Here is a 22728-nt window from a genome sequence, read left to right as displayed (position 1 = left end):
CATGCCGGGGCAGGGGAACGCTGCGCGACTGGGTTCGAGTGTAATGAAGCCCAGGCGGCCTGTCAGCCTTCCAAATCTAACAATTTCGCCGAAGGCATTGGCAGGTTCGTAGGCTTCCACTGGAACTTACCTGTCATAGGTGTCGTAACAGGGCACTTTCGACGATACCTCCGAAACCGCCCTCACCACCCGCCGTCGACGCGTTCCCGCAGGTCGGCGAGGGCGCTGCCGACCGCCTCCCGGCCGCGCTCGTCGCCGATCCGGCGCAGCACGGCCAGCGCGGCCCGGTACTCCCGGTCGGCCTCCTCGAAGCGGCGCTGGGCGGTGTGCGCCTCGGCGACCCGGGCCAGCAGCCGGGCCTCGGCCGCGTGGTCGCCCAGCGACCGCCGCAGCCCGAGCGCCCGCCCGTACCAGTCGGCGGCGCGCACCGCGTCGCCGAGCGCCCGGTGGCAGCCCGCCGCGCCCTCCAGGGCCCGGGCGCAGAGCGGTTCGTCGCCGACCTCCCGGGCGTGCTCCAGGGCGGCCCGGTAGTGCCCGGCGGCCTGCTCCCAGCGGCCCGCCGAGGCCTGGAGGTCGCCCAGGTTGAGCAGCGCCGCCGAGGCCCGGCGGGGGCGCCCGTTGCGCTCGGCGACGGTGAGCACCAGCTCGTGCAGCCGGTAGAGGTCGGCGGGGGCGGCCGTGCCGGTCAGCGGCAGGGCCCGCAGCAGCGCGGTGACCAGCCGGCCGGCCGAGCCGTCCAGGTCGCCCTGGCCGATCGCGTCGGCCACCGCGCCGAGCAGCAGCTCCCGCTCCGCCGTCAGCCAGTCCCGGGCGTGCCCGGCCGAGTCCAGCCGCAGCGCGGGGGGCAGCGGGTCGGGGGCCGGGCCGTCGGCCGGGTCCAGCAGGGCGCGGGCCGACTCGGTCAGCCGGACCAGCCGCTCCAGCAGCCGGGCCCGGGCGAGCTCGGTCTCGGCGGGCCGGTCCTCCTGCTCCCGCAGCCGGACCAGCCGCTGGTAGAGCCGCCCGGGCACCCGGTAGCGCGGGGTGCCGTCGGCGGCCGGGGCCTCCTCGCCGAGCAGTTCCCGCTCGGCCAGCGCGGCCAGCGTCGCGGCCGCCTCCGGCGCCGGGCAGCCGACCAGGGCGGAGGCGGTGCGCGGGTCGGCGGTCTGCGCCGGGGCGAGCGTGAGGGTGCGCAGCATCCGTGCCTGGGCGGCCGGCAGTCCCCGGTAGAGCAGGGTGAAGGCGCCCAGCAGCGGGTCGTTGTCGGGGACGGGCACCGGCTCGGCGGGCGCGGGCTCGGGCTTGACCCAGGTCGACGGGTCGCCGGCCGGCTCGGGCGCGGCGGCGGGCTCCGCGGCCCCGTCCTGCGCCTGGGCGCCCTCCTCCTTCTTCTCCGGTGCCGCGTCGGTCCTCGGCGTCCGGCCGGCCTTCGCGGTCCTCGCGCCCTTCCCGGCCTTCCCCGCCCGGCCGCGCCCGGCGCCCTTGGCGCCCGAGGCCTCGGACTCCTCCCCCACCGCCCGGGTGAGCTCGCGCGCCGCGTCGGTGACCGCGATCTTCGGGTTGCCGCGCAGCCACCGCGAGATCAGCCGCAGCGCGGCCGGCCCGGCGGCGCAGGCCTCGGCGAGGTCGGCCGCGCCGACCGGGTCGCAGGAGACCCGGGTGCCGCCCACCAGGTCGGCCAGCAGTTCCCCGGAGGCCTGCCGGTCCAGCCCGCCGAGGATCACCGGATCGATGTCCTCGATGCCGGTGAGCGGCCCGGCCGTGGTGGCGAGCACCAGGCAGCCGGGCTCGTCGGCGAGCAGCGGCCACAGCTGCCCGGCGTCCCGGACGTCGTCCAGCACCAGCAGCACCCGGCGTCCCGCCAGGGCCTCCCGCAGGGCGACGCCGCCCGGTTCGTCCCGTCCGTCCTCGACGGCGCCGGGCAGTGGTACGGCGGCCTGCGGGTCGAGCTGCTCCAGCAGCAGCCGGGCGGCCCGGCCCGGCGGCACCCGCCCGCCGTCCGGGGCGGACAGCCGGGCGAACAGCACGCCGTCCGGGTAGTCGGCGGCGGCGGTCCGGGCGAAGCGGGCGGCGAGCGCCGTGCGGCCCGAGCCGGGGCGCCCGGCCAGCACCAGGACGGGGCAGCGGCCGCTCACCCGGCGGGTCGCGGCCGCCCGCAGCGCGGCCAGTTCGGTGCGCCGCCCGGCGAACAGGGCGGGCCCGGCGGGCAGCCGGTCGAGCCCCGGGACGGCGCCGGCGGGCGCGTCGGGGCCGGGGTCCATCGTCGCCGTCTTCCTCGCCACCCGTGCCACTCCCGACGTCATCCCGCGCCCGGCGTCCGGCCGGAAGGCCCGCTGCGCTCGGCGGAGGCGGCCCGGGACGGGCGCCCTGTCTGCGAAGCGTAGTTCGACCGTCCGACTGATCGGAGGTGACATCCGGTCGTACGAACCGGTGAATCACCCCAAGGCATCAACCCCGCTGGTTCGCCCACGCCCCGACGGGCGGTCAGACCTCGAAGGGGCGGGCCGGCCACGGCGCGTCCGGGCGGCGCAGCCCGTCCAGGCCGTTCGGGGAGGTCAGCGCGGCGTGCACGGCGAGGACGCCGGTGACCAGGGTCGGGTTGTGCAGCTGCCCGGCCTGGATCAGCCGGATCAGCTCGGGCACCGGCACTCGGGCGACCTCGATCTCCTGCTCCTCGCCCTCGGCCTCGTACCGCCGGCCCTCGGCCTCGGCGAGGTCGGTGGCCAGGAACATCCGCAGCGCCTCGTCGGTGCCGCCCGGGGAGGTGTAGTAGTCGGCGAGGACCCGCCAGGTGTCGGCCCGGCAGTGGGCCTCCTCGTACAGCTCGCGCCGGGCGGCGTGCCACGGGTTCTCGCCGGGTACGTCGAGCAGGCCGGCCGGCAGCTCCCAGAGCCGCTGGCGGACGGGGTGGCGGTACTGGCGCAGCACCAGCACCCGCTGCTCGTCGTCCAGGGCGAGCACGGAGACCGAGCCGGGGTGGGTCTGGTAGTCGCGCCGGGACCAGCTGCCGTCGGGCATCCGGACCTCCTCGCTGCGCACGCCGGTGACCCGGCCCTGGAACGGCGTCGAGCTCGCCCGGACCTCCCACTCCTCGGCCGTGTCGGCGATCACCAGGTCGCTCTGCTCGTCCATCGCTCTCCCCTTTTCGTCAGTACGACACAATCTAACGCCGAACGGCGGCCCCGCGGGAATCGCGGGGCCGCCGTCCGGTGCGCGACCGGGGCCGGGAGCAGGAGGACTACTCCGCGGCCGGGGCCGTCTTGATCTCGATGGCGGCCTTGACCAGGCCCGCGAACAGCGGGTGCGGGCGGGTCGGGCGGGACTTCAGCTCCGGGTGGGCCTGGGTGGCCACCAGGTACGGGTGCACCTCGCGCGGGTACTCGACGTACTCGACCAGGTCGCCCTTGGGCGAGAGGCCGGAGAACTGCAGGCCGGTCTTCTCCAGGTCCGCGCGGTAGGCGTTGTTGACCTCGTAGCGGTGGCGGTGGCGCTCCTCGACGTACGGCTCGCCACCGTAGACCTCGCGGACGATCGAGCCCTCGGCGAGCTTGGCCGGGTAGAGGCCCAGGCGCATGGTGCCGCCCAGGTCGCCCTTGCCGTCGACGATCGCCAGCTGCTCGGCCATGGTGGAGACGACCGGGTGCTTGGCGGCGGCGTCGAACTCGGTGGAGTTGGCCTCGGGCAGGCCGGCCAGGTTGCGGGCGGCCTCGATGACCACGCACTGCAGGCCCAGGCACAGGCCCAGCAGCGGGACCTTGTTCTCGCGGGCGAAGGTGATGGCGCCGACCTTGCCGTTGACGCCGCGGTCGCCGAAGCCGCCGGGGATGCAGATCGCGTCGACGTCACCGAGCTGCTCGCGGGCGCCCTCGGGGGTCTCGCAGTCGTCCGAGGTGACCCACTTGATCTCGACCCGGGCGTTGTTGGCGAAGCCGCCGGCGCGCAGCGCCTCGGTCACCGACAGGTAGGCGTCCGGCAGGTCGATGTACTTGCCGACCAGGGCGACCTTGACGATGTGCTGCGGCTCGTGGACGCGGCGCAGCAGGTCGTCCCAGGTGGTCCAGTCCACGTCGCGGAACGGCAGGTCCAGGCGGCGCACCACGTAGGCGTCCAGGCCCTCGCCGTGCAGCACCTTCGGGATGTCGTAGATCGACTTGGCGTCGATGGCCGCGACCACGGCCTCCTCGTCCACGTCGCACATCAGCGAGATCTTGCGCTTGATCGCCTGCGGGACCTCGCGGTCGGCGCGCAGCACGATCGCGTCCGGCTGGATGCCGATGTTGCGCAGCGCGGCGACGGAGTGCTGGGTGGGCTTGGTCTTGAGCTCGCCCGAGGGGCCGATGTACGGCAGCAGGGAGACGTGCACGAAGAACACGTTGTCCCGGCCGACCTCGTGGCGGACCTGGCGGACGGCCTCCAGGAACGGCAGCGACTCGATGTCGCCGACGGTGCCGCCGACCTCGGTGATCACGACGTCGACGTCCTCGGTCGCCATCCGGCGGATCCGGGACTTGATCTCGTTGGTGATGTGCGGGATGACCTGGACGGTGTCGCCCAGGTACTCGCCGCGGCGCTCCTTGGCGATGACCGTCGAGTACACCTGGCCGGTGGTGACGTTCGCCGAGCCGTGCAGGTTGGTGTCGAGGAACCGCTCGTAGTGGCCGATGTCCAGGTCGGTCTCGGCGCCGTCGTCGGTGACGAAGACCTCACCGTGCTGGAACGGGTTCATGGTGCCCGGGTCCACGTTGAGGTACGGGTCGAGCTTCTGCATCGTCACGCGCAGGCCGCGGGCCTTGAGCAGCGCGCCGAGGCTGGAGGCGGTCAGCCCCTTTCCGAGCGAAGAGGCAACACCCCCGGTGACGAAGAGGTGCTTGGTCGTCACGGCGCGGCCGTTCGCTGCCTTGCCGGAATGGGGCTGTGCCAAGAGGGGGCTCCCGTGGGTCGCGTGTCGAAAGTGACGTGGGCGGGAGGCTCGGGGCTCGCCGGGCGACGGGAGGCCGGCAGGCTGCGCGGCGCTCGAAGGGTCGTCGGTTCGGCTGGTCCGGGGCGTTTTGATCCCGCCGGTCCACGGGATACCAGGGTAACAGTGACCTGACCGGGACGCCTTTCGGCCCGCGCTCGGCCCGCGCCCGGCACTCCGGGAGCGTGCGCCGGGCGCACCACCGGCGCACCATCCGCCGCACGCGTCACACCGGTCGCACCACCCACCGGACCGGGCCAGCCGGGGTACTCCGACCGGGCCATGCCAGCCCCTCCGTTACGGCCACCCGGAGCTGATCCTTCCGGACCATCCTGCGCCGCGCCCCCGCGATGCACGGCATTTCCGCCGAATTGCGGCGCCACACGAGGCTGCGCCCGCGTGCTTCGCCCCTTTCGTCCGTCGTAAGCTGCACGGACGCATCGCGACAGCACGAGCACGCGGAGGGCGTGGGAGCGTCAGGACACTCCCGGTCCCCGATGCGCGACCGGACCTCCCCGTTATCCAGCTCCTCCCCACCCACCCCCAGGGGCTCGACCGAGCCCCGCGCGGACACTCCAGCAAGGCCCGCCACCACCCCCCGGCGGGCCGGACGTCCCGGGGTGAACCCCCGGCCCCGCAGACCCGCTCGCTCCCTGGTTCGCCGATGCCCTGACCACATTGCGAACTGGAGATCCACGTGGCCGGCCGTATCGAGGACTACGCACTCATCGGGGACATGCAGACCGCTGCCCTGGTCAGCAGGGACGGGGCGGTGGACTGGCTCTGCCTCCCCCGCTTCGACTCGCCGGCGGTGTTCGCCGGCCTGCTCGGCACCGATGAACACGGCTTCTGGCGGATCGGACCGGCCGAGGCGGTGGCGACCGAGCTCCCCGCCCCGGCCGCCGCCCCCGCCGAGGCCGCCCTGCCCCGCCTCGGCGACACCGCCGGCCCGCGCGTCCCGCCGCCCACCGCCGCCGCCCCCGCCGTGCCCGCCGACCGCCGCCGCTACCGGGGCGACTCGCTGATCCTGGAGCAGGAGTGGGACGCCCAGGGCGGCACCGTCCGGGTGATCGACTTCATGCCGCCCCGCCCGCTGGCCGGCAAGGACTCCGTGCCGCAGATGATCCGGATCGTCGAGGGCGTGGCCGGCACCGTGCGGATGCGCTCGGCGCTGCGGATGCGCTTCTCCTACGGCCGGATCGTCCCCTGGGTGCACCGGGTCGAGCAGGCCGACGGCGGCCACCGCACCGTCGCCGTGGCCGGGCCCGACTCGGTCTGGCTGGACGGCGAGGCCGAGACCTACGGGCGCGACCTCACCACCTACGCCGACTTCACCGTCCGGGCCGGCGAGCGGATCGCCTTCGCCCTCACCTGGCAGGCCTCCCACCTGGAGCCGCCGGCCGTCCCGGACGCCGAGGCGATGCTCGACGCCACCGCCGAGTTCTGGCACGACTGGGCCGGCCAGTGCACCTACCAGGGCCCCTACCGCGAGGCCGTGGTCCGCTCGCTGATCACCCTCAAGGGCCTCACCTACGCCCCCACCGGCGGCATCGTCGCCGCCCCCACCACTTCGCTGCCCGAGGACATCGGCGGCGAGCGCAACTGGGACTACCGCTACACCTGGCTGCGCGACGCCGCGATCACCCTCTCCTCGCTGCTGCGCACCGGCTACCGCGAGGAGGCCCGCGCCTGGCGCGAGTGGCTGCTGCGCGCGGTCGCCGGCGACCCGGAGAACCTGCAGATCATGTACGGCATCGCCGGCGAGCGCGAGCTCACCGAGTCCTCGCTGGACTGGCTGCCCGGCTACGAGGGCTCGCTGCCCGTGCGGATCGGCAACGGCGCCGCCGGACAGCTCCAACTCGACGTCTACGGCGAGGTGGTGGAGGCCCTGCACCTGGCCCACATGACCGGCCTGGTCCGCAACGACCACGCCCACAACCTCCAGCTGCGCCTGATCGAGTACCTGGAGGACCACTGGCAGAACCCGGACGAGGGCATCTGGGAGGTCCGCGGCCCGCGCCGGCACTTCGTCCACTCCAAGGTGATGGCCTGGGTCGCCGTCGACCGCACCATCAAGCTGCTGGAGCAGACCCCCGAGGACGCCCCCTCCGACGGCCACCTGGAGCGCTGGCGCGTGCTGCGCGAGACCATCCACCGGGACGTCTGCGAGAAGGGCTACGACCCCGAGCGCAACACCTTCACCCAGTACTACGGCGGCAAGGAGCTGGACGCCTCGCTGCTGCTCATCCCCCAGGTCGGCTTCCTGCCGCCGGACGACAAGCGGGTGATCGGCACCATCGAGGCGATCCAGCGCGAACTGTCCACCGAGGACGGCTTCGTGCTGCGCTACCCCACCCACGACGAGTCGGGCAACAACGTGGACGGCCTGTCCGGCCACGAGGGCGCCTTCCTGGCCTGCTCGTTCTGGCTCGCCGACGACCTCGCCATGATCGGCCGGGTGCAGGAGGCCCGCGAACTGTTCGACCGGCTGCTGTCGCTGCGCAACGACCTCGGGCTGCTCGCCGAGGAGTGGGACCCTCGGCTCAAGCGCCAGGTCGGCAACTTCCCGCAGGCGTTCAGCCACGTCCCGCTGATCGACACCGCCCTGCGGCTGACCGCCTGCGGCGCCGCCTACCTGTCGGCCCAGCCGGACGGCGCCGAGGCCGACCGGGCCGCGGAGCGGGTGGAGCGGGCGGGCGTCTGAGGCCCACCGCCGGGGGTGCTCAGCCCCGCTGCACCAACTCGTCGTAGGTGCTGAGCACCTGGGCGACGGTGGCGGCCTCGTCCGGCCAGGTCTCGGCCTGCTGCCGGCCGGCCGCCACCAGCTGTTCCCGGCGGGCCGGGTCGGCGAGCAGCCCGCGCACCGCCCGGCCGAGCGCCGCCGGGTCCCCCGGCGGCACCAGCAGGGCGGCGTCGCCGACCAGTTCGGGGATGCCGCCGACGGCGGTGGCGACCACCGGCACGCCGGCCCGCATCGCCTCCTGGACCACCAGCGAGCGGGCCTCCCAGCGGCTGGAGACCACCACCACGTCGGCGGCGGCCAACAGGTCGGGGACGTCGGTGCGGTAGCCGAGCAGGCGCACCGGCAGCTTCTCGGCGGCCACCCGCTCGCGCAGCGGGCCCGCCTCCGGACCGTCCCCGGCGAGCAGCAGCAGCGGCTCCGGGTCCAGCGCGGACAGCTCCTGGGCGGCGTCCAGCAGCGTCCCGAAGGCCTTCTGCGGGACGAGCCGGCCGACCGCCAGCACCAGCGGGCGGTCCGGGCCGTCGCCGAGCAGCGCGGCGCGCGCCTCGGCCCGGCCGAGCCGCCCCTCGGGCATCGGCGGGGCGGCCACCGGGCCCAGCCGGGCGTCGGTGGCGCCCAGTTCACGGGCCCTGGCGACCAGGTCGGAGGAGGCGCCGAGGACCAGGTCGGCGGCGCGCGCCACCCGGCGCTCCATCAACCGCTGCAGCCGCCGCTCCATGCCGGTGGCCAGCAGCGCGTGGTGCGAGGTGACCACCAGCGGGGTCTCCGGGCGCAGGCCCGGGAAGCGGCCGGCGGTGCGCAGCGCGAGGTCGGACAGCAGGCCGGCCCGCAGCCCGTGGGCGTGCACCACGTCGGCGCCGGTGAAGGCCCGGCGCAGCTCGCCGATCGCGGTGGCGTCGCTGCGGGCCCCCGCGGTGGGGGTGATGTCGACGGTGTGGAACCGCGCGCCGGTGCGGGAGAAACCGAACAGCGCGTCCGTGCCGGCCGGTGCGCAGACCGTGACGGTCACCCCGTGCGCGACCAGGCCCTGGGCCAGGGAACGCACGTGCGCACCGATGCCGCCGGTGCTGGCGGCCAGGACGAGTACCACGTGCAGCTGCCCCGGTTCCGGGGCGGCCGCGGTGGCCCGGGCGGCGGAATGGTCCACGTCGTCTCGCATCCGACTCGATCAGGTTCGCGCGCCGCTTCGCGAGGATTGCCCGCCCGGCGGCGCTCGGGACTGGAAAGCCAGTGTCCAGCCGCCACCATGCCAGGTCGGCGGCCCTCTTGGACAGTCGGCGCCACGGGGGGCGCGTCGCCGTCCCGGCGGGGAGGACCGCCGGTTCCGGCCGACCCCGTCCGGCCGGTCCCGGCGGGCCGATCCGCCGAGATCCGCTGGCCAGGGCCGGACCGGGCCTAGCTGTGGCGAGGGGCCCGGGCGGCGGCCAGCAGCTCCTCGGCGTGGGCCCGGCCCAGCTCCGAGTCCTCCAGGCCGGCCAGCATCCGGGAGAGTTCCCGCACCCGCTCCTCGTCGTTCAACACCTTGACCCCGGAACGGGTCACGGTGCCGTCGTGGGTCTTCTCCACCACCAGGTGCCGGTCCGCGAACGCGGCCACCTGCGGGAGGTGGGTGACCACCACGACCTGGGCGGATTCCGCCAGTTTGGCCAGCCGGCGGCCGATCTCGACCGCGGCCTTGCCGCCGACGCCCGCGTCCACCTCGTCGAACAGGTAGGTGGGGACCGGATCGGCGCCCGCGAAGACCACCTCGACGGCGAGCATCACCCGGGAGAGCTCACCGCCCGAGGCGCCCTTGGCGATCGGGCGCGGCTGGGCACCCGGGTGCGGGGCGAGCAGCACCTCGACCTCGTCCACGCCGTACGGCCCGTACGCGACGGTGCGGCCGTCCAGTTCGATGCCGGCCAGATCGTCGACCCGGGTGATCGAGAAGGTCACCCGGGCGTGCGGCATGGCGAGTTCGGCGAGCTCCGCGGAGACGGCCTCGGCGAAGCGCCCGGCGGCGGCCTGCCGGGCGGCCGACACCTCGGCCGCCAGCTCGGCCAACTCGGCCCGCAGCTCGGTCTCCTGGGCGCCGAGCTGGTCGATCCGCTCGTCGTCGCCGTCGAGTTCGGCGAGCCGGGCGGAGCCGGCCTCGGCCCAGGCGATCACCTCGGCGAGGTCGTTGTCCTCGCCGCCGTACTTGCGCAGCAGCTGGGCCAGCACGGACCGGCGGTCCTCGACCGCGGCGAGGCGCACCGGGTCGGCGTCCAGGTCGTCGGCGTAGCCCGCGAGGTCCCCGGCGACGTCGGCCAGCAGGTAGCCGACCTCGTTCAACCGGTCGGCCAGGGCGGCCAGCCGCTCGTCGTGGTGGCGCACGGCGTCCAGGGCGCGCCGGGACTGGGCGAGCAGGGTGCCCGCGTCCAGCGCCTCCGGGTCGGCCGGGTCGCCGGCCAGGGCGGCGTGGGCGAGGGTCGCGGCGGAGGAGAGCGCGTCGGCGTGGCCGAGCCGCTCGGCCTCGGCGGCCAGCTCGACGTCCTCCCCGGCCACCGGCTCGGCGGCGGCGATCTCGTCCAGGCCGAAGCGCAGCAGGTCGGCCTCCTGGGCGCGCTCGCGGGCCCGGGTGGTCAGCTCCTCCAGGGTGGCCGCGACCTCGCGCAGGGCGCGGTAGGTCTCCCGGTAGCGGGCCAGCGGCTCGGCGACCGTCCCGCCCGCGTAGCGGTCCAGCGCGCCGCGCTGGCGGGCCGGGCGCAGCAGCCGCTGCTGGTCGGTCTGGCCGTGCACGGCGATCAGGTCCTCGCCGAGTTCGGTGAGCAGCCCGACCGGGACGGCCCGCCCGCCGACGTACGCCCGGGAGCGGCCCTCGGCGGACACGGTCCGGCTGATCAGCAGCGCTCCGTCGTCCAGTTCGGCCCCGGCCTCGACGGCGCGGGCCGCCGCCGGGGAGTCCGCGGGCAGTTCCAGCCGGCCCTCCACCACGGCGCGGCCGGCCCCGTGGCGCACCAGGCCGGGGTCGGCGCGGCCGCCGAGCAGGAGGCCGAGGCTGGTCACCACCATGGTCTTGCCGGCGCCGGTCTCACCGGTCACGGCGGTGAAGCCGGGAGCCAGCTCGACCACCGCATCGTCGATGACCCCAAGATCCCGTATCCGCATCTCGTCCAACACGGAGACGACCTTACGAGGTTCCGCACCCGGAGCGCGACGAGCGGCAACGGCGCGCGGCAACTCCGTGCCGCCGGGTTCACTCCTTCCGGGGCGTTTGAGCGGCGGTGGGCACCGTGCACCACGGCAGGAAGAGCTGCACCAGCGGGCCGATGAGCAGCGCGTACACCACCGTGCCGACCCCGGCGGTACCGCCGAGCAGCAGTCCGACGGCCAGCACGGTGACCTCGATGCCGGTGCGGATCAGCCGCAGCGAGCGCCCGGTGCGCCGGTGCAGTCCGGTCATCAGGCCGTCCCGCGGGCCCGGGCCGAGCCGGGCGCCGATGTAGAGGCCGGAGGCGACGCCGTTGAGCAGCACCGCGGCGGCCGTCAGCGCGGCCCGGGCGGGCAGCCCCTGCGGGCCGTCGACCACCCGCAGGGTGAGGTCCATCGCCGCGCCGATCACCAGCACGTTGGCGACGGTGCCCACCCCCGGACGCTGGCGCAGCGGGATCCACAGCAGCAGCACCAGGGCGCCGCAGACGGTCACCCAGGCTCCCACGGTGAGCCCGAACACCCGTTGCAGGCCCTGGTGGAAGACGTCCCAGGGGTCGAGGCCGAAGCCGGAGCGGAGCATCAGCGCCATGCTCGCCCCGTACAGGGCCAGGCCGACGGCGAGCTGCGGGAGCCGGCGGCCCAGCGCGTGGGTGTCGCCGAGGACCCGGACGGCGAGGCCGGGGCGGGGCCCGACGGCAGGCGGCGGCGTGGGTGCGGTCGTGGGTGCGGTCGTGGTGGCCACTGGTGCTCCTGCGGGTGGTGCTGCACCCCCGGGTCGCGCCCGACGGTGGCGGACTCGACGGCCGCACTGCCATGATGAGAGAGCCAATACGGCCCCCGACAGGGCCAATTCCGAGCAAGTGGACTGATCAGCGATGGCCGACTGGCACACCACCGTCACCCCGCCCGCGCTGGCCCGGCTGCTCGCCACCGCGCGACTGCCCGAACCGGCCACCGCCCGCCGCCCCGCCTACCGCACCCTGGCCGGGCAGATCCGGCTGCTGGTCACCGAGGGCCGGCTGCCGGTCGGCGCCCGACTGCCCGCCGAACGCGAACTCGCCTCCGCCCTGGAACTCAGCCGCACCACCGTCGCCACCGCCTACGAGGCCCTGCGCGGCGACGGCTACCTGCTCAGCCGGCGCGGCGCCGGCAGCTGGACCGCCCTGCCCGAGGGCGCCCCGCCACCCAGCGACGCCCTGCACCCCGTCCCGCCGGACGAACAGGGCCGGATCCTCGACCTCGGCGTCGCCGCCCTGCCCGCCCCCCAGCCCTGGCTGGGCCGGGCCGCCGCCCGGGCCGTCGAACTGCTGCCGCAGTACGCCGCCGGGCACGGCCACTACCCCACCGGCGTCCCGGTGCTGCGCGAGGCCGTCGCCCGCCGCTACACCGAGCGCGGCCTGCCCACCACCCCCGACCAGATCCTCGTCACCACCGGCGCGATGGGCGGACTGCACCTGGTCCAGCGGGTCCTGGTCGGCCGCGGCGACCGGGTCGCCGTCGAGGCCCCCAGCTACGCCCACACCCTCCAGGCGCTGCGCCTCACCGGCGCCCGCCTGGTGCCGGTCCCGTACGACGCCTCCGCGGCCCCGAGGCGCTGGGACCTGGAGGAGTGGCAGCGGGTGCTGCGCGGGGCCGCCCCCAAGGTCTCCTACGTCATCCCGGACTTCCACAACCCGACCGGCGCACTGATCGACGAGGACCAGCGGCGCCGGCTGCTGGCCGCCGCCCGGGCCGCCGGGAGCATCGTGCTGGTGGACGAGACCACCGCCGAACTGGGCTGGGGCGTACCGGAGTCCACGCCGCTGCCGCGCCCGGTGGCGGCACTGGACCGGGCCGCCCAGGTGGTCACCGTCGGCTCGGCCGGCAAGCTGCTCTGGGGCGGCCTGCGGATCGGCTGGGTCCGGGCCGCGCCCGCGCTGGTCCGGCGGCTGGCCACCGAGCGGGTCTACAGCGACGTCGGCACCCCGGTGCTCGACCAGCTGATCGCCGCCGAGCTGCTGGGCGAACCGCTCCCGGCCGTCCGCGCCCACCAGCTGGACCGGCTGCGGGCCACCGCGCACGCCTTCGCCGCCGCACTGCCCGAGCAGCTGCCGGAGTGGAGCTTCCCGCTGCCGCCCGGCGGCCTCGCGCTCTGGGTCACCACCGACGGCCTGTCCGGCGCGGCGCTGGCCCAGGCCGGGGAACGGGCCGGGGTCCGGATCGCGGCCGGCAACCGGTTCGGCTCGGACGGCGCCTTCGAACACCACATCCGGATCCCGCTCACCGTGCCCGCCGCCGCCGTCCCCGCCGCCGTGCGGAGGCTGGCCGCGGTGGCCGCCCGCGCCACCGCGGGCGGCCGGCTCGGCGCGGCCGACGAGGGCCAGGCACTGGCGGTCTGAGCCGCCCGGACGATCCGGCGGACCGTCAGCAGGGGGTGTTCGAGCGGCCGCGCCAACCCGTCACCGGGAGCGCGAACTTGGCGACCAGCCGGTCGGTGAACGGCGCCCGGTGCAGCCTGGCCAGCCGCACCGGCGTCTTCCCCCGGCGCACCTCCACCCGCGCCCCGGCGGGCAGTTCGACCGAGCGGCGCCCGTCGCACCAGAGCACCCCGTGCGGGGTCTTGGGCTGCACCTCGACCGCCAGCACCGAGTCCGGGGAGGTCACCAGCGGCCGGGCGAACAGCGCGTGCGCGGAGATCGGCACCATCAACAGCGCCTCCACCTCCGGCCACACCACCGGCCCGCCGCCCGAGAAGGCGTACGCCGTCGAACCGGTCGGCGTCGCACAGACCACCCCGTCGCAGCCGAAGTTGGAGACCGGACGGCCGTCCACCTCGGTCACCACCTCCAGCATCCGCTCCCGGGACGCCTTCTCGATCGACGCCTCGTTCAGCGCCCAGTCCTCGTGCACCACGTCGCCGTTGGTGCGGACGATGACGTCGATCGTCATCCGCTCCTCGACCTCGTAGTCGGCGTCCACCACCCGCTCGACCACCACGGCCAGGTCGTCCCGCTCCGCCTCGGCCAGGAAACCGACCCGGCCGAGGTTGATGCCCAGCATCGGCAGCCCGTGCGAGCGCGCCAACTCCGCGCCGCGCAACAGCGTGCCGTCCCCGCCGGCGACCAGGATCAGCTCGCAGCCGTCCGCCGCGCCCGGCCCCTCGGCCACCTTCTCGACCCCGTCCGGCAGGTCGAGGTCCACCGCCTCCGTCTCCAGCAGCCTGATCCGCAGCCCCGATTTCAGCAGCCCGTGCACCAGGGCCTCGACGCTGCGCAGCGCCGCCTCCCGGCCGGTGTGCGCGATCAGGAAGACCGTGCGTTCTCCATCGCTCATGCCGCTGCCCTCTCCCTACGCCTGCCGGGTCGCCCTCGGCCCGGTGCGGCCGCGCCATCCAGCATGACGGGCCGGACGCTCGCAGAGCACCCTATCGGGGCCCCTCCGCCACGGCCCGGTCCGCGTCCGCGGGGTCCAGCTGCGGGGCGTCCCGGCGCATCCAGAGGAAGTACTCGACGTTCCCGGACGGCCCCGGCAGGGGGCTCGCGGTGACCGCGCGCACGCCCAGGCCCAGCTCCCACGCCTGCCCGGCGACCTGCCGGACCATCTCGGCGCGCAGCTGCGGGCTGCGCACCACCCCGCCGCTGCCGAGCCGCTCCTTGCCGATCTCGAACTGCGGCTTGACCATCAGCACCAGGTCCGCGTCCGCGGCCGCGCAGGCGGCCAGCGCGGGCAGCACCAGGCCCAGCGAGATGAAGGAGAGGTCACCGACGACCAGGTCGACGGGGGTGCCGCCGATCGTCTCCAGGGTCAGCTCACGGACGTTGGTGCGGTCCATCACCGTCACCCGCTCGTCGCTCTGCAGCGACCAGGCCAGCTGCCCGTAGCCGACGTCCACCGCCAGCACGTGGGCCGCCCCGGACCGCAGCAGCACGTCGGTGAACCCCCCGGTGGAGGCGCCCGCGTCCAGCGCCCGGCGGCCCTCGACCACCAGGCCCTGCGGCACGAAGGCCGCGAACGCCCCGGCCAGCTTGTGCCCGCCGCGCGAGACGTAGTCGGGGTCGTTGTCGTCCTTGGCCACCACGACCGCCGCCGAGGTCTCCACCTGGGTGGCCGGCTTGGTCGCGGTGGTGCCACCCACGGTCACCCGGCCGGCCGCGATCAGCTCGGACGCGTGCTCACGCGACCGGGCCAGCTTGCGGCGGACCAGCTCCGCGTCGAGTCGGCGTCGTGCCACTGCCACTGGTGTTTCAGCTCCTACGGGTCCTGCGGATCATTCCTGGTCGAGCGCGGCCAACGCGTCGGCGAGCCGCTGGTGAACATCTTCGTACACCGCGACGTGCGCCTCGGCCGGGACCCCGTCCAAAGCCTCCAACCGGGCCAGCCCGGCATCCACTCCGGGGTGCCCGGTGGGCAGCAGTTCGACGCCGAGCGGCCCCTCCGCCACGGCGGACCCGGCGGGGTCGGCGGACTCGGTGGGCTCAGTGGGCTCGGTGGACTCGGTGGGCCGCGTGGGCTCGACGAGCTGGGCGGGCTCGGCCGGTGCGCCCGGCTCACTCGTCCCGGTCATCGGGCTTCTTCGTGCTGCTGGCCTTGCGGACGGTGGTCTTCCTGGTCGCCGTGCGCTTGGCCGCCGTCCCGGCCCGGCCGTCCGCCTCGGTCCGCTTCGCGGTGGCCGTCTTCTTCACCGTGGCCTTCTTGGCGACGGCCGTCTTCTTCGCCGTGCCGGCCTTCTTCGCCGTGGTCGCCTTCTTCGCCGCGCCGACCTTCGCGGCGGCAGTGGTCTTCGCGGCAGTGGTCTTCGCGGCGGCGGCCTTCTTCTCCCCCGCGGCCTTCTCCGGCGGCGCCACCGGCGGATCGACCTCGACCGGCTCGTCCACCTCGACCCGCTCGGCCACTATCGGCTCCGCCGCCACACGCTCGTCCTCGAACTCCCAGCCGCGTCCGAACAGGTCATCCGCCCGGGGCGCCGGCACCGGCTCCTCCGCCGGGTACCCGGTCGAGGCCGGGCCCGGCCCGGCCTTGGCCGCGACGGGCTCCTCCTCGACCTCGCGCAGCTTGCTCTCCAGGTACGCCAGCACCACGCCGACCTTGGTCACCTGGTCCCCGACCTTCTCGAAGGCCTTCTCCACCTCGTTGCGCGCCACCCCGACCGCCAGGTCCACCCCGGCCCGCCCGGCGGTGACGGCCTCCTCCGCCAGGGTCTGCAGCGTCTTCGCCGACGGCGGGAACTGGCCGCCCAGCCTGCGCTCGACCTCGGCCACGTCGACGCCGGTCTTCTCCAGGACCGCGGCCGCCGTGTCGACGACCCGCTTGCCGACCTCCTCCACCACCACGGCGGCGGCCGCCACCGCTCCCCGCACCGTCCTCGGCAGCATCCGGGTGCCTCCTCCGCGCCTGCGCGCGCACAGCGCGCCGCGCTCCGTCGCCCTCGGCACCCGGGCGATTCCGGGCACCCCACCGACGACGCTACCGCCAAAACCCTCCTGAGGTACCGTGGCCCGGCAGTCCGCACCGTAGTGACCTGGGGATGGAGCGAGCGCCGTGGCGAACGCCGAGGAGTGCCGGGAGGCGCTGGAGCAGCTCAGCCGGAACATGGCCAAGGCCACCGGCGACGTCCGGAAGGCCGCCGCCCTCGACCGCTCGCTGAGCTGCCGGATCACCGACCTCGACCTGACCTTCACCGGGCAGCTGCGCGACGGCCGGATCCAGGACGTGTCCGCCGCGCCCGGCCCGCCCACCGAGAAGGCCGCGATCCGGCTCACCATGGCCGGCGACGACCTGCTCGCCCTGGTCGGCGGAGAGCTCAACTTCGCCTCCGCGTGGGCGAGCGGCCGGATCAAGCTGGAGGCCGGCCTCCGGGACCTGCTGCGGCTGCGCACCCTGCTCTGAGAGCCGGGCCGGGCGTCTGACACGGACGTCCGTACCGAGGAACAGTTCGTACGTCCGTGTCAGACGCCCGCCGCGAAGGCCCTGCCCTGGATGCCCGGCCCCGCCCTGGACGTCTGAATCGGACGTACGACTCAGACGAACGTCCGGGACGGCCGTCTCGAACGACCGTCCCGGACAAACGTCCCGGACAAACGTCCCGGACAAACGTTCCGGACGACCGTCCCGAGCGACCTCAGAACCCGAGCTCGGCCAGCGCCTTCCGCCCGTCCACCGGCCCGCCGTCCGCGTCCAGCGCCGTCCACGCCGCCGCGCAGAGCGCCCGCAGGCCGTCCCAGCGGTCCCCGGCACCGGTCAGCCGCAGCACACCGCCCTCCGCCACCGCCGTCCAGCCGCCGCAGCCGAAGCCGCCGCCCGCCGCCGTCACCGCCGGCTGCGCGACCAGCAGGCCGCGCAGGTCGGCCGCCAGGTACGTCGGCCGGTGCTCGACCGGGGCCGCCAGCAGCTGCACCGGGGTGGTCACCCCGGTGAACACCAGCAGGCTGTCCACCCCGCCGTTGAAGGCGCCCTCGATGTCGGTGTCCAGCCGGTCCCCGACCACCAGCGGCCGCCGCGCACCCGTCCGCAGCACCGTCTCCCGGTGCATCGGCGGCAGCGGCTTGCCCGCCACCTCCGGGTCCACCCCCGCCGCCGCCCGCACCGCGGCCACCAGCGTCCCGTTGCCGGGCGCGATGCCGCGGGCCGTCGGCACCGTCATGTCGGTGTTGGAGGCGACCCACGGCAGCCCGCCGCGCACCGCGTACGCGGCCTCCGCCAGCTGCGCCCAGCCGACCGACGGGTCGAAGCCCTGCACCACCGCGAGCGGCTCCTCGGCCAGCGAGCGGACCGCGACCAGCCCGCGCTCGGCCAGCGCCTCCTCCAGGCCCAGCCCGCCCACGACCAGCACCTTCGCCCCGGCCGGCACCTTCTCGGCGACCACCCGGGCGGCCGCCTGGGCCGAGTTGATCACGTCCGCGGGCTCGGCCGGCACACCCAGCTCGGTCAGGTGCTCGGCGACCACCCGCGGCGGGCGGGAGGCGTTGTTGGTCACGTACGCGAGCCGCATCCCGGCCGTCCGGGCCGTCGCCAGCGAGTCCACCGCGTGCTCGATCGCGTGCGGGCCGGCGTAGACCACGCCGTCCAGGTCCAGCAGTGCCGTGTCGTACGCCTCGGTCAGCGGGCGGTCGCTGCCGCCGGGGGTGGTCCGTCGCGCGGGGGTGGCCGTCTCGGTCATGCCTGCCCTACCTCATTCACTGCGGTTCGTCCGCGTTCACCGCGGTTCGTCTGCTCGTCACTGCCCACCCGGTCAGGCGTCCTCGTCGACGCCGCCGGGCCCTCCCCCGACCTGCCCGGGCACCCCCGGCCCACGGTAGCCGGGCGCCCCCGGCAGCAGTGGGCCGTAGGCCCCGGCGCGGGCCGCCAGGGTCGCCCTGGTCTGCCGCAGCGCCGCCTGGTAGTGGTCGGTCCCCGGCCGCATGGCCACCGCCAGCGCCAGGTGCTCGGCGGAGGTCTCGAAGTCGCCCAGCCGGGCCGCCGCGACCCCCCACCCGAACTGAGCGTAGTCGTCCGAGGGATCGGCCTGCGCCACCGCCCGGAAGTTCTCCAGCGCCGCCGCGTACGAACCGGCGTCGAACTGCGCCCGGGCCAGCGCCTCCCGGATGCTGCGCGAGTGCGGCTCGGCCTCCGCCGCCCGGGCCAGCAACTGCTCGGCCGCCGCCGGGTGCCCCTGGGCCAGCAGCTTCGCGCCCCGGCGGAACCAGTCGTAGACGTCCCCGACCGGCTCCCCGGTCCGCCCCTGGGCGGGCACGCCGCCCGTCGGCACGCGCTCCCCCGACGCACCGCCGTCCAACCGTTCCTGCCCGTCCTCCATGCCGTACCTCGCCCTCGGTCGTACACCCGTCCGACCGTTCGGCACGGGGATTCCGATCTCTCAACAACGCGTACCCGGTTACGATGCCCAGAATGAGCACACCCAGTGCAGAAGACGGAGTCGAGACTCCCGTGGGCGGCCCCGGCGATCCCGGGCACGTCGCCACCGCAGGCCTGTCCCTGTCCCCCTTCCGTGGCCTGCGCTACGTCCCCGACCGGGTCGGCGCGCTGGCCTCGGTGATGTCCCCGCCGTACGACGTCGTCGACCCGGGGCGCCGGCTCGACCTGGAGACCGCCGACCCGCACAACGTGGTCCGGCTGATCCTGCCCCGCCCGGAGCCCGAGGACGTCGGCGACCGCCCCGACCGCGACACCAAGTACCGGCACGCCGCCCGGCTGCTGGCCGCCTGGCAGCGCGAGGGCGTCCTCGCCGCCGACCGGGAGCCGGCCATCTACGTCTACGAGCAGCGGGTCCCCGGCAACGGTGACACGCCCGAGCTGCTCCAGCGCGGCCTGATCGGCGCCCTCGCGGTGAGCGGCCCCGAGGCCGGCGTCGTCCTCCCCCACGAGGACGTGATGCCCCGGCCGGTCGCCGACCGGGTCGGCCTGATGCGCACCACCCGGGCCAACCTCGAACCGCTGCTGCTCACCTACCGCGGCAACGGCGGCGCCTCCGGCGTCATCGAGCGGACCGTCGAGGGCGAGCCGCTGCTCTCCACCGCCACCACCGACGGCACCCACCACCGCCTGTGGGCGGTCACGGACCCCGCCGACCTCGGCGAGATCAGCCGCGACCTGGCCACCTGCCGGGCCCTGATCGCCGACGGCCACCACCGCTGGGAGATGTACCTGCGGCTCCAGCGCGAACACCGCCACCTGCCCCGCAGCCCGTGGGACCGCGGCATGGTGCTGCTGGTGGACACCGCCCGCTACCCGCTGCGGGTCCGGGCCATCCACCGGGTGCTGTACCGGCTGCCGGTGGCCGAGGCCCTGGAGAAGCTCGGCGACCAGTGGAAGGTCAAGGAGGTCCCCGGTCCGCTGACCGCCGCCCTCCAGGCCCTCGCCGAGCAGAAGCGGCACGGCGGCAACGGCTTCGTCCTCACCGGCGGCGACGGCGTGTTCTGGCTGCTCGGCGAGCCGGAGGAGGCCCTGCTGGGGGCCACCGTGCCGCACGACCGGCCCGAGGAGTGGCGCCGCCTGGACGCCACCGTGCTGCACGCCACCCTGCTCGACCACACCTGGCACGTCCCCGACGGCCCCGACGACATCGGCTACCTGCACACCGCCGCGGCCGCCGAGCGCGAGGCCGCCCGCACCGGAGGCACCGCCGTACTGCTGCACCCGGTCCGGGAGAGCGTGGTACGCAGGCTGGCCGAACAGGGCGTCACCATGCCGCGCAAGTCCACCTCGTTCGGGCCGAAGCCGGCCACCGGGCTGGTGCTGCGCAGCCTTCCGCTGGGCTAGGCCGCCGGGGCCGGTCCAGCGGCCGGCCCGCCGGGCAGCAGGAACCCCCGGACGCCGTGAGGCCCTGCCGATCTCCCCCGAAGGGGCATCGGCAGGGCCTCACGGCGTGTTTCAGGGCGCTCAGGCCTGGGCGTCGCCCTTGGCCTCGGCCTTCTCGGCCTCGTCGGCCTTGGCGTCCGCGGCGCGCTCGGGGACCATGCCGTCGAAGTCCTCGTCGATCTCGAGGTCGTCCTCGTCGTAGAACTCCTCGACGTCCTCTTCGTCCTCGAAGATCACACGGTCGTCGGAGACGTCGCCGCCGCGCTTCTTCGCCGGGGCCTCGGCGCGGTCGACGTCCTCGTCGGCCAGCTCCGGGTCGAGCGCGTCGGTGAACTCCACGCCGTCGATCTCGGCCAGGCGCTCCGAGGCGTTGGTCGAACCCTCGGTGTCGGCCTCGGCGGCCTTGGCGAACCAGTCACGGGCCTCGTCGCCACGGCCGGCCGCGATCAGCGCCTCGGCGTAGGCGTACCGCAGGCGCGCGGTCCACGAGTGCACGGCGCTGGAGGCCAGCTCCGGGCTCTGCAGGGTGACGACGGCCGCCTCGAACTGCTGCATGTCGCTGCGGGCACCGGCCGCGACCAGGCGCATCTCCACCTGGCCGGCCTTGTCCAGCTGCTTCACCTCGGGCTCGCCGGCCATCGCCAGCGCCCGCTCCGGACGGCCCAGACCGCGCTCGCAGTCGGCCATCACGGGCCACAGGTCGGCACGACCGGTCATCCGACGGGCGGCGCGGAACTCGGTCAGCGCCTCGGAGTAACGCTGCGTCATGTACGAGGCGAAACCGGCCGCCTCACGGACGGCGGGCACGCGGGACGCCAGCCGCAGCGCGACGCGGGAGTACTGGTAGGCCTCCTCCGCGTCGCCGTCGAGCAGCCGGGCCACCATCACCAGGTTGCGCGCGACGTCGTCCGCGAGGGTCTTGGGCAGGCTCTTGAGCTCCTGGCGCACGTCCGCGTCCAGCTCGAAGCCGGTGACGTCCTCCGGGATCGGCAGGCGCTTGACCGGCTCGAAGTTGCCACGACGGTCGTCGTAGTCCCCACGGCCGCGGTCGCCGCCACGGTCGTCACGGTCGCGGTAGGACGGACGGTCGTCGCGACGGAAGCCGCCGCCACCCTGGCGGTCGTCCCGGCGGAAGCCGCCACGGTCGCCACCGCGGTCACGGTTGAAGCCACCACCCTGCGGACGGTCGCCACGGTCACGGTTGAAACCGCCGCGGTCGCCGCCGCGGTCGCCACGGTCGCCGTAGGACGGACGGTCGTCACGACGGGGACGGTCGTCACGGTCGTCGCGACGGAACCCGCTCGGGCGGTCGTCCCGGCGGAAGCCGCCGCCCTGGGGGCGGTCGTCGCGACGGAAGCCGCCGCGGTCGCCGCCGCGGTCGTCACGGTTGAAACCGCCACCCTGGGGACGGTCGCCACGGTCGCGGTTGAAACCGCCACCCTGCGGACGGTCACCACGGTCACGGTTGAAACCGCCGCGGTCGTCGCGGTCGCGGTTGAAGCCACCGCCCTGGGGACGGTCGTCGCGACGGAAGCCGCCGCGGTCGTCACGGTTGAAGCCGCCACCCTGGGGACGGTCACCGCGGTCGCGGTTGAAGCCGCCACCCTGCGGACGGTCGCCACGGTCGCGGTTGAAACCGCCCGGGCGGTCGTCACGGCGGAAGCCACCGCGGTCGTCACGGTTGAAGCCACCGCCCTGGGGACGGTCGTCACGGCGGAAGCCGCCACGGTCGCCGCCGCGGTCGTCACGGTCGCGGAACGACGGACGGTCGTCACGACGCGGACGGTCGTCACGGTCATCGCGACGGAAACCGCCCGGACGGTCGTCCCGGCGGAAACCGCCACCCTGCGGGCGGTCGTCGCGACGGAAGCCACCGCGGTCGCCGCCGCGGTCGTCACGGTTGAAGCCACCACCCTGCGGACGGTCGCCACGGTCACGGTTGAAGCCACCACCCTGCGGACGGTCGCCACGGTCACGGTTGAAGCCACCACCCTGCGGACGGTCGCCACGGTCACGGTTGAAACCGCCACCCTGCGGACGGTCACCGCGGTCGCGGTTGAAGCCACCGCCCTGCGGACGGTCGTCGCGACGGAAGCCGCCACGGTCGCCGCCGCGGTCGTCACGGTCGCGGAACGACGGACGGTCGTCACGACGCGGACGGTCGTCACGGTCGTCACGACGGAAGCTGCCACGGTCGTTGGACCAGCCCCCACGCGACCGGGGCTCGTAGCCTCGGCCGTCGTCCGATCGACGCTCGGGACGGCCCTCGGGCTGGTTCGACATCCTCGTGACTCCTTCTGCTGCTTCATCTCCACCGCGGACTGGGCAACGTCAGTGCCGTCACGCGGTATCGGCGCCGGCCTCCTGGCCGCACACCATCTCCATTGTCCGGCATGTCGGAAGCGTCCGCTCCTGGGCGGAAGTTCCGGCCTGCCGGTCTCGTGCAAGTTCGCAAAACACAAAAAGGCCGCGGCCCCAGCGAATCGCTGGGGCCGCGGCCTTGAATAATTGTTCGGCGGCGTCCTACTCTCCCACAGGGTCCCCCCTGCAGTACCATCGGCGCTGTGAGGCTTAGCTTCCGGGTTCGGAATGTAACCGGGCG

At 75.0% G+C, this 22728-nt stretch carries 17 protein-coding genes, 1 rRNA gene and 1 pseudogene; 4 read left to right on the top strand and 15 right to left on the bottom strand.

Annotated elements, in window-relative coordinates:
* Positions 1 to 182 precede the first annotated feature (182 nt).
* The 3 genes from ACFC1T_RS12430 to ACFC1T_RS12420 form a co-directional block, all read right to left on the bottom strand.
* Positions 183 to 2261, bottom strand: a complete 2079-nt coding sequence (locus ACFC1T_RS12430) for a tetratricopeptide repeat protein (RefSeq protein ID WP_375887085.1) — start codon at positions 2259 to 2261, stop codon at positions 183 to 185.
* A 202-nt stretch (positions 2262 to 2463) separates the two neighbouring features.
* On the bottom strand, positions 2464 to 3111 hold the full coding sequence (locus ACFC1T_RS12425) for an NUDIX domain-containing protein (protein WP_375887084.1): 648 nt from the start codon (positions 3109 to 3111) through the stop codon (positions 2464 to 2466).
* A gap of 106 nt (positions 3112 to 3217) precedes the next feature.
* Positions 3218 to 4900, bottom strand: a complete 1683-nt coding sequence (locus ACFC1T_RS12420; protein WP_375887081.1) for a CTP synthase — start codon at positions 4898 to 4900, stop codon at positions 3218 to 3220.
* A gap of 733 nt (positions 4901 to 5633) precedes the next feature.
* On the opposite strand from ACFC1T_RS12420, the gene ACFC1T_RS12415 reads away from it, so the two are divergent.
* On the top strand, positions 5634 to 7640 hold the full coding sequence (locus ACFC1T_RS12415; RefSeq protein WP_375887078.1) for a glycoside hydrolase family 15 protein: 2007 nt from the start codon (positions 5634 to 5636) through the stop codon (positions 7638 to 7640).
* Positions 7641 to 7659: 19 nt separating this feature from the next.
* On the opposite strand, the gene ACFC1T_RS12410 is transcribed toward ACFC1T_RS12415, so the two are convergent.
* The 3 genes from ACFC1T_RS12410 to ACFC1T_RS12400 all read right to left on the bottom strand — a co-directional run bounded on the left by ACFC1T_RS12410 (position 7660) and on the right by ACFC1T_RS12400 (position 11442).
* Positions 7660 to 8826 (bottom strand): glycosyltransferase family 4 protein, encoded by a 1167-nt coding sequence (locus ACFC1T_RS12410; RefSeq protein WP_375887075.1) that lies wholly within the window; start codon positions 8824 to 8826, stop codon positions 7660 to 7662.
* Positions 8827 to 9074: 248 nt separating this feature from the next.
* Positions 9075 to 10808 carry a DNA repair protein RecN gene (gene recN / locus ACFC1T_RS12405; protein WP_375887347.1) on the bottom strand — a complete coding sequence of 578 codons (1734 nt, stop codon included), beginning with the start codon at positions 10806 to 10808 and terminating at the stop codon, positions 9075 to 9077.
* Between the two features lie 88 nt (positions 10809 to 10896).
* Complete coding sequence (locus ACFC1T_RS12400) at positions 10897 to 11442, bottom strand: YitT family protein (RefSeq protein WP_375887345.1); 546 nt, start codon at positions 11440 to 11442, stop codon at positions 10897 to 10899.
* Positions 11443 to 11728: 286 nt separating this feature from the next.
* Between ACFC1T_RS12400 and ACFC1T_RS12395 the strand changes: the two genes are divergently transcribed.
* Positions 11729 to 13231, top strand: coding sequence for a PLP-dependent aminotransferase family protein (locus ACFC1T_RS12395; RefSeq protein ID WP_375887072.1), 1503 nt, complete (start codon positions 11729 to 11731; stop codon positions 13229 to 13231).
* Positions 13232 to 13256: 25 nt separating this feature from the next.
* Here ACFC1T_RS12395 and ACFC1T_RS12390 read toward each other — a convergent pair whose 3' ends face one another.
* The 4 genes from ACFC1T_RS12390 to ACFC1T_RS12375 form a co-directional block, all read right to left on the bottom strand.
* On the bottom strand, positions 13257 to 14165 hold the full coding sequence (locus ACFC1T_RS12390; RefSeq protein WP_375887069.1) for an NAD kinase: 909 nt from the start codon (positions 14163 to 14165) through the stop codon (positions 13257 to 13259).
* A gap of 91 nt (positions 14166 to 14256) precedes the next feature.
* A complete protein-coding gene (locus tag ACFC1T_RS12385) occupies positions 14257 to 15063 on the bottom strand; it encodes a TlyA family RNA methyltransferase (RefSeq protein WP_375887343.1) in 807 nt (268 codons plus the stop codon).
* A gap of 36 nt (positions 15064 to 15099) precedes the next feature.
* Positions 15100 to 15396 (bottom strand): hypothetical protein, encoded by a 297-nt coding sequence (locus tag ACFC1T_RS12380; RefSeq protein WP_375887066.1) that lies wholly within the window; start codon positions 15394 to 15396, stop codon positions 15100 to 15102.
* A complete protein-coding gene (locus tag ACFC1T_RS12375; RefSeq protein ID WP_375887064.1) occupies positions 15380 to 16204 on the bottom strand; it encodes a hypothetical protein in 825 nt (274 codons plus the stop codon). Before ACFC1T_RS12375 ends, ACFC1T_RS12380 begins: the two co-directional genes overlap by 17 nt.
* Before the next feature lie 166 nt (positions 16205 to 16370).
* Between ACFC1T_RS12375 and ACFC1T_RS12370 the strand changes: the two genes are divergently transcribed.
* Positions 16371 to 16718, top strand: a complete 348-nt coding sequence (locus ACFC1T_RS12370) for an SCP2 sterol-binding domain-containing protein (protein WP_375887062.1) — start codon at positions 16371 to 16373, stop codon at positions 16716 to 16718.
* Positions 16719 to 16950: 232 nt separating this feature from the next.
* Here the strand turns inward: ACFC1T_RS12370 and ACFC1T_RS12365 are convergent, their stop codons facing one another.
* Entirely contained in the window at positions 16951 to 17988 is a 1038-nt protein-coding gene (locus tag ACFC1T_RS12365; protein WP_375887059.1) for an HAD-IIA family hydrolase, read from the bottom strand.
* Between the two features lie 72 nt (positions 17989 to 18060).
* Complete coding sequence (locus ACFC1T_RS12360; RefSeq protein ID WP_375887056.1) at positions 18061 to 18624, bottom strand: tetratricopeptide repeat protein; 564 nt, start codon at positions 18622 to 18624, stop codon at positions 18061 to 18063.
* Between the two features lie 92 nt (positions 18625 to 18716).
* On the opposite strand from ACFC1T_RS12360, the gene ACFC1T_RS12355 reads away from it, so the two are divergent.
* Positions 18717 to 20087: a DUF1015 family protein gene (locus ACFC1T_RS12355; RefSeq protein WP_375887053.1), complete on the top strand. Its 1371-nt coding sequence runs from the start codon at positions 18717 to 18719 to the stop codon at positions 20085 to 20087.
* A gap of 120 nt (positions 20088 to 20207) precedes the next feature.
* Here ACFC1T_RS12355 and ACFC1T_RS12350 read toward each other — a convergent pair whose 3' ends face one another.
* From ACFC1T_RS12350 to rrf, 3 genes and pseudogenes are all read right to left on the bottom strand, one after another.
* Positions 20208 to 21119 carry a hypothetical protein gene (locus ACFC1T_RS12350; RefSeq protein WP_375887341.1) on the bottom strand — a complete coding sequence of 304 codons (912 nt, stop codon included), beginning with the start codon at positions 21117 to 21119 and terminating at the stop codon, positions 20208 to 20210.
* A 339-nt stretch (positions 21120 to 21458) separates the two neighbouring features.
* Positions 21459 to 22280: pseudogene (locus ACFC1T_RS12345) on the bottom strand (tetratricopeptide repeat protein); the annotation flags it as partial.
* Positions 22281 to 22636: 356 nt separating this feature from the next.
* Positions 22637 to 22728, bottom strand: a 5S ribosomal RNA gene (gene rrf / locus ACFC1T_RS12340); the annotation flags it as partial.

The organism is Kitasatospora sp. NPDC056076 (assembly GCF_042266305.1).
Lineage (GTDB): Bacteria > Actinomycetota > Actinomycetes > Streptomycetales > Streptomycetaceae > Kitasatospora.
Note: the sequence above shows the minus strand (reverse complement) of the source record. Positions and strands in the feature narration are given on the sequence as shown.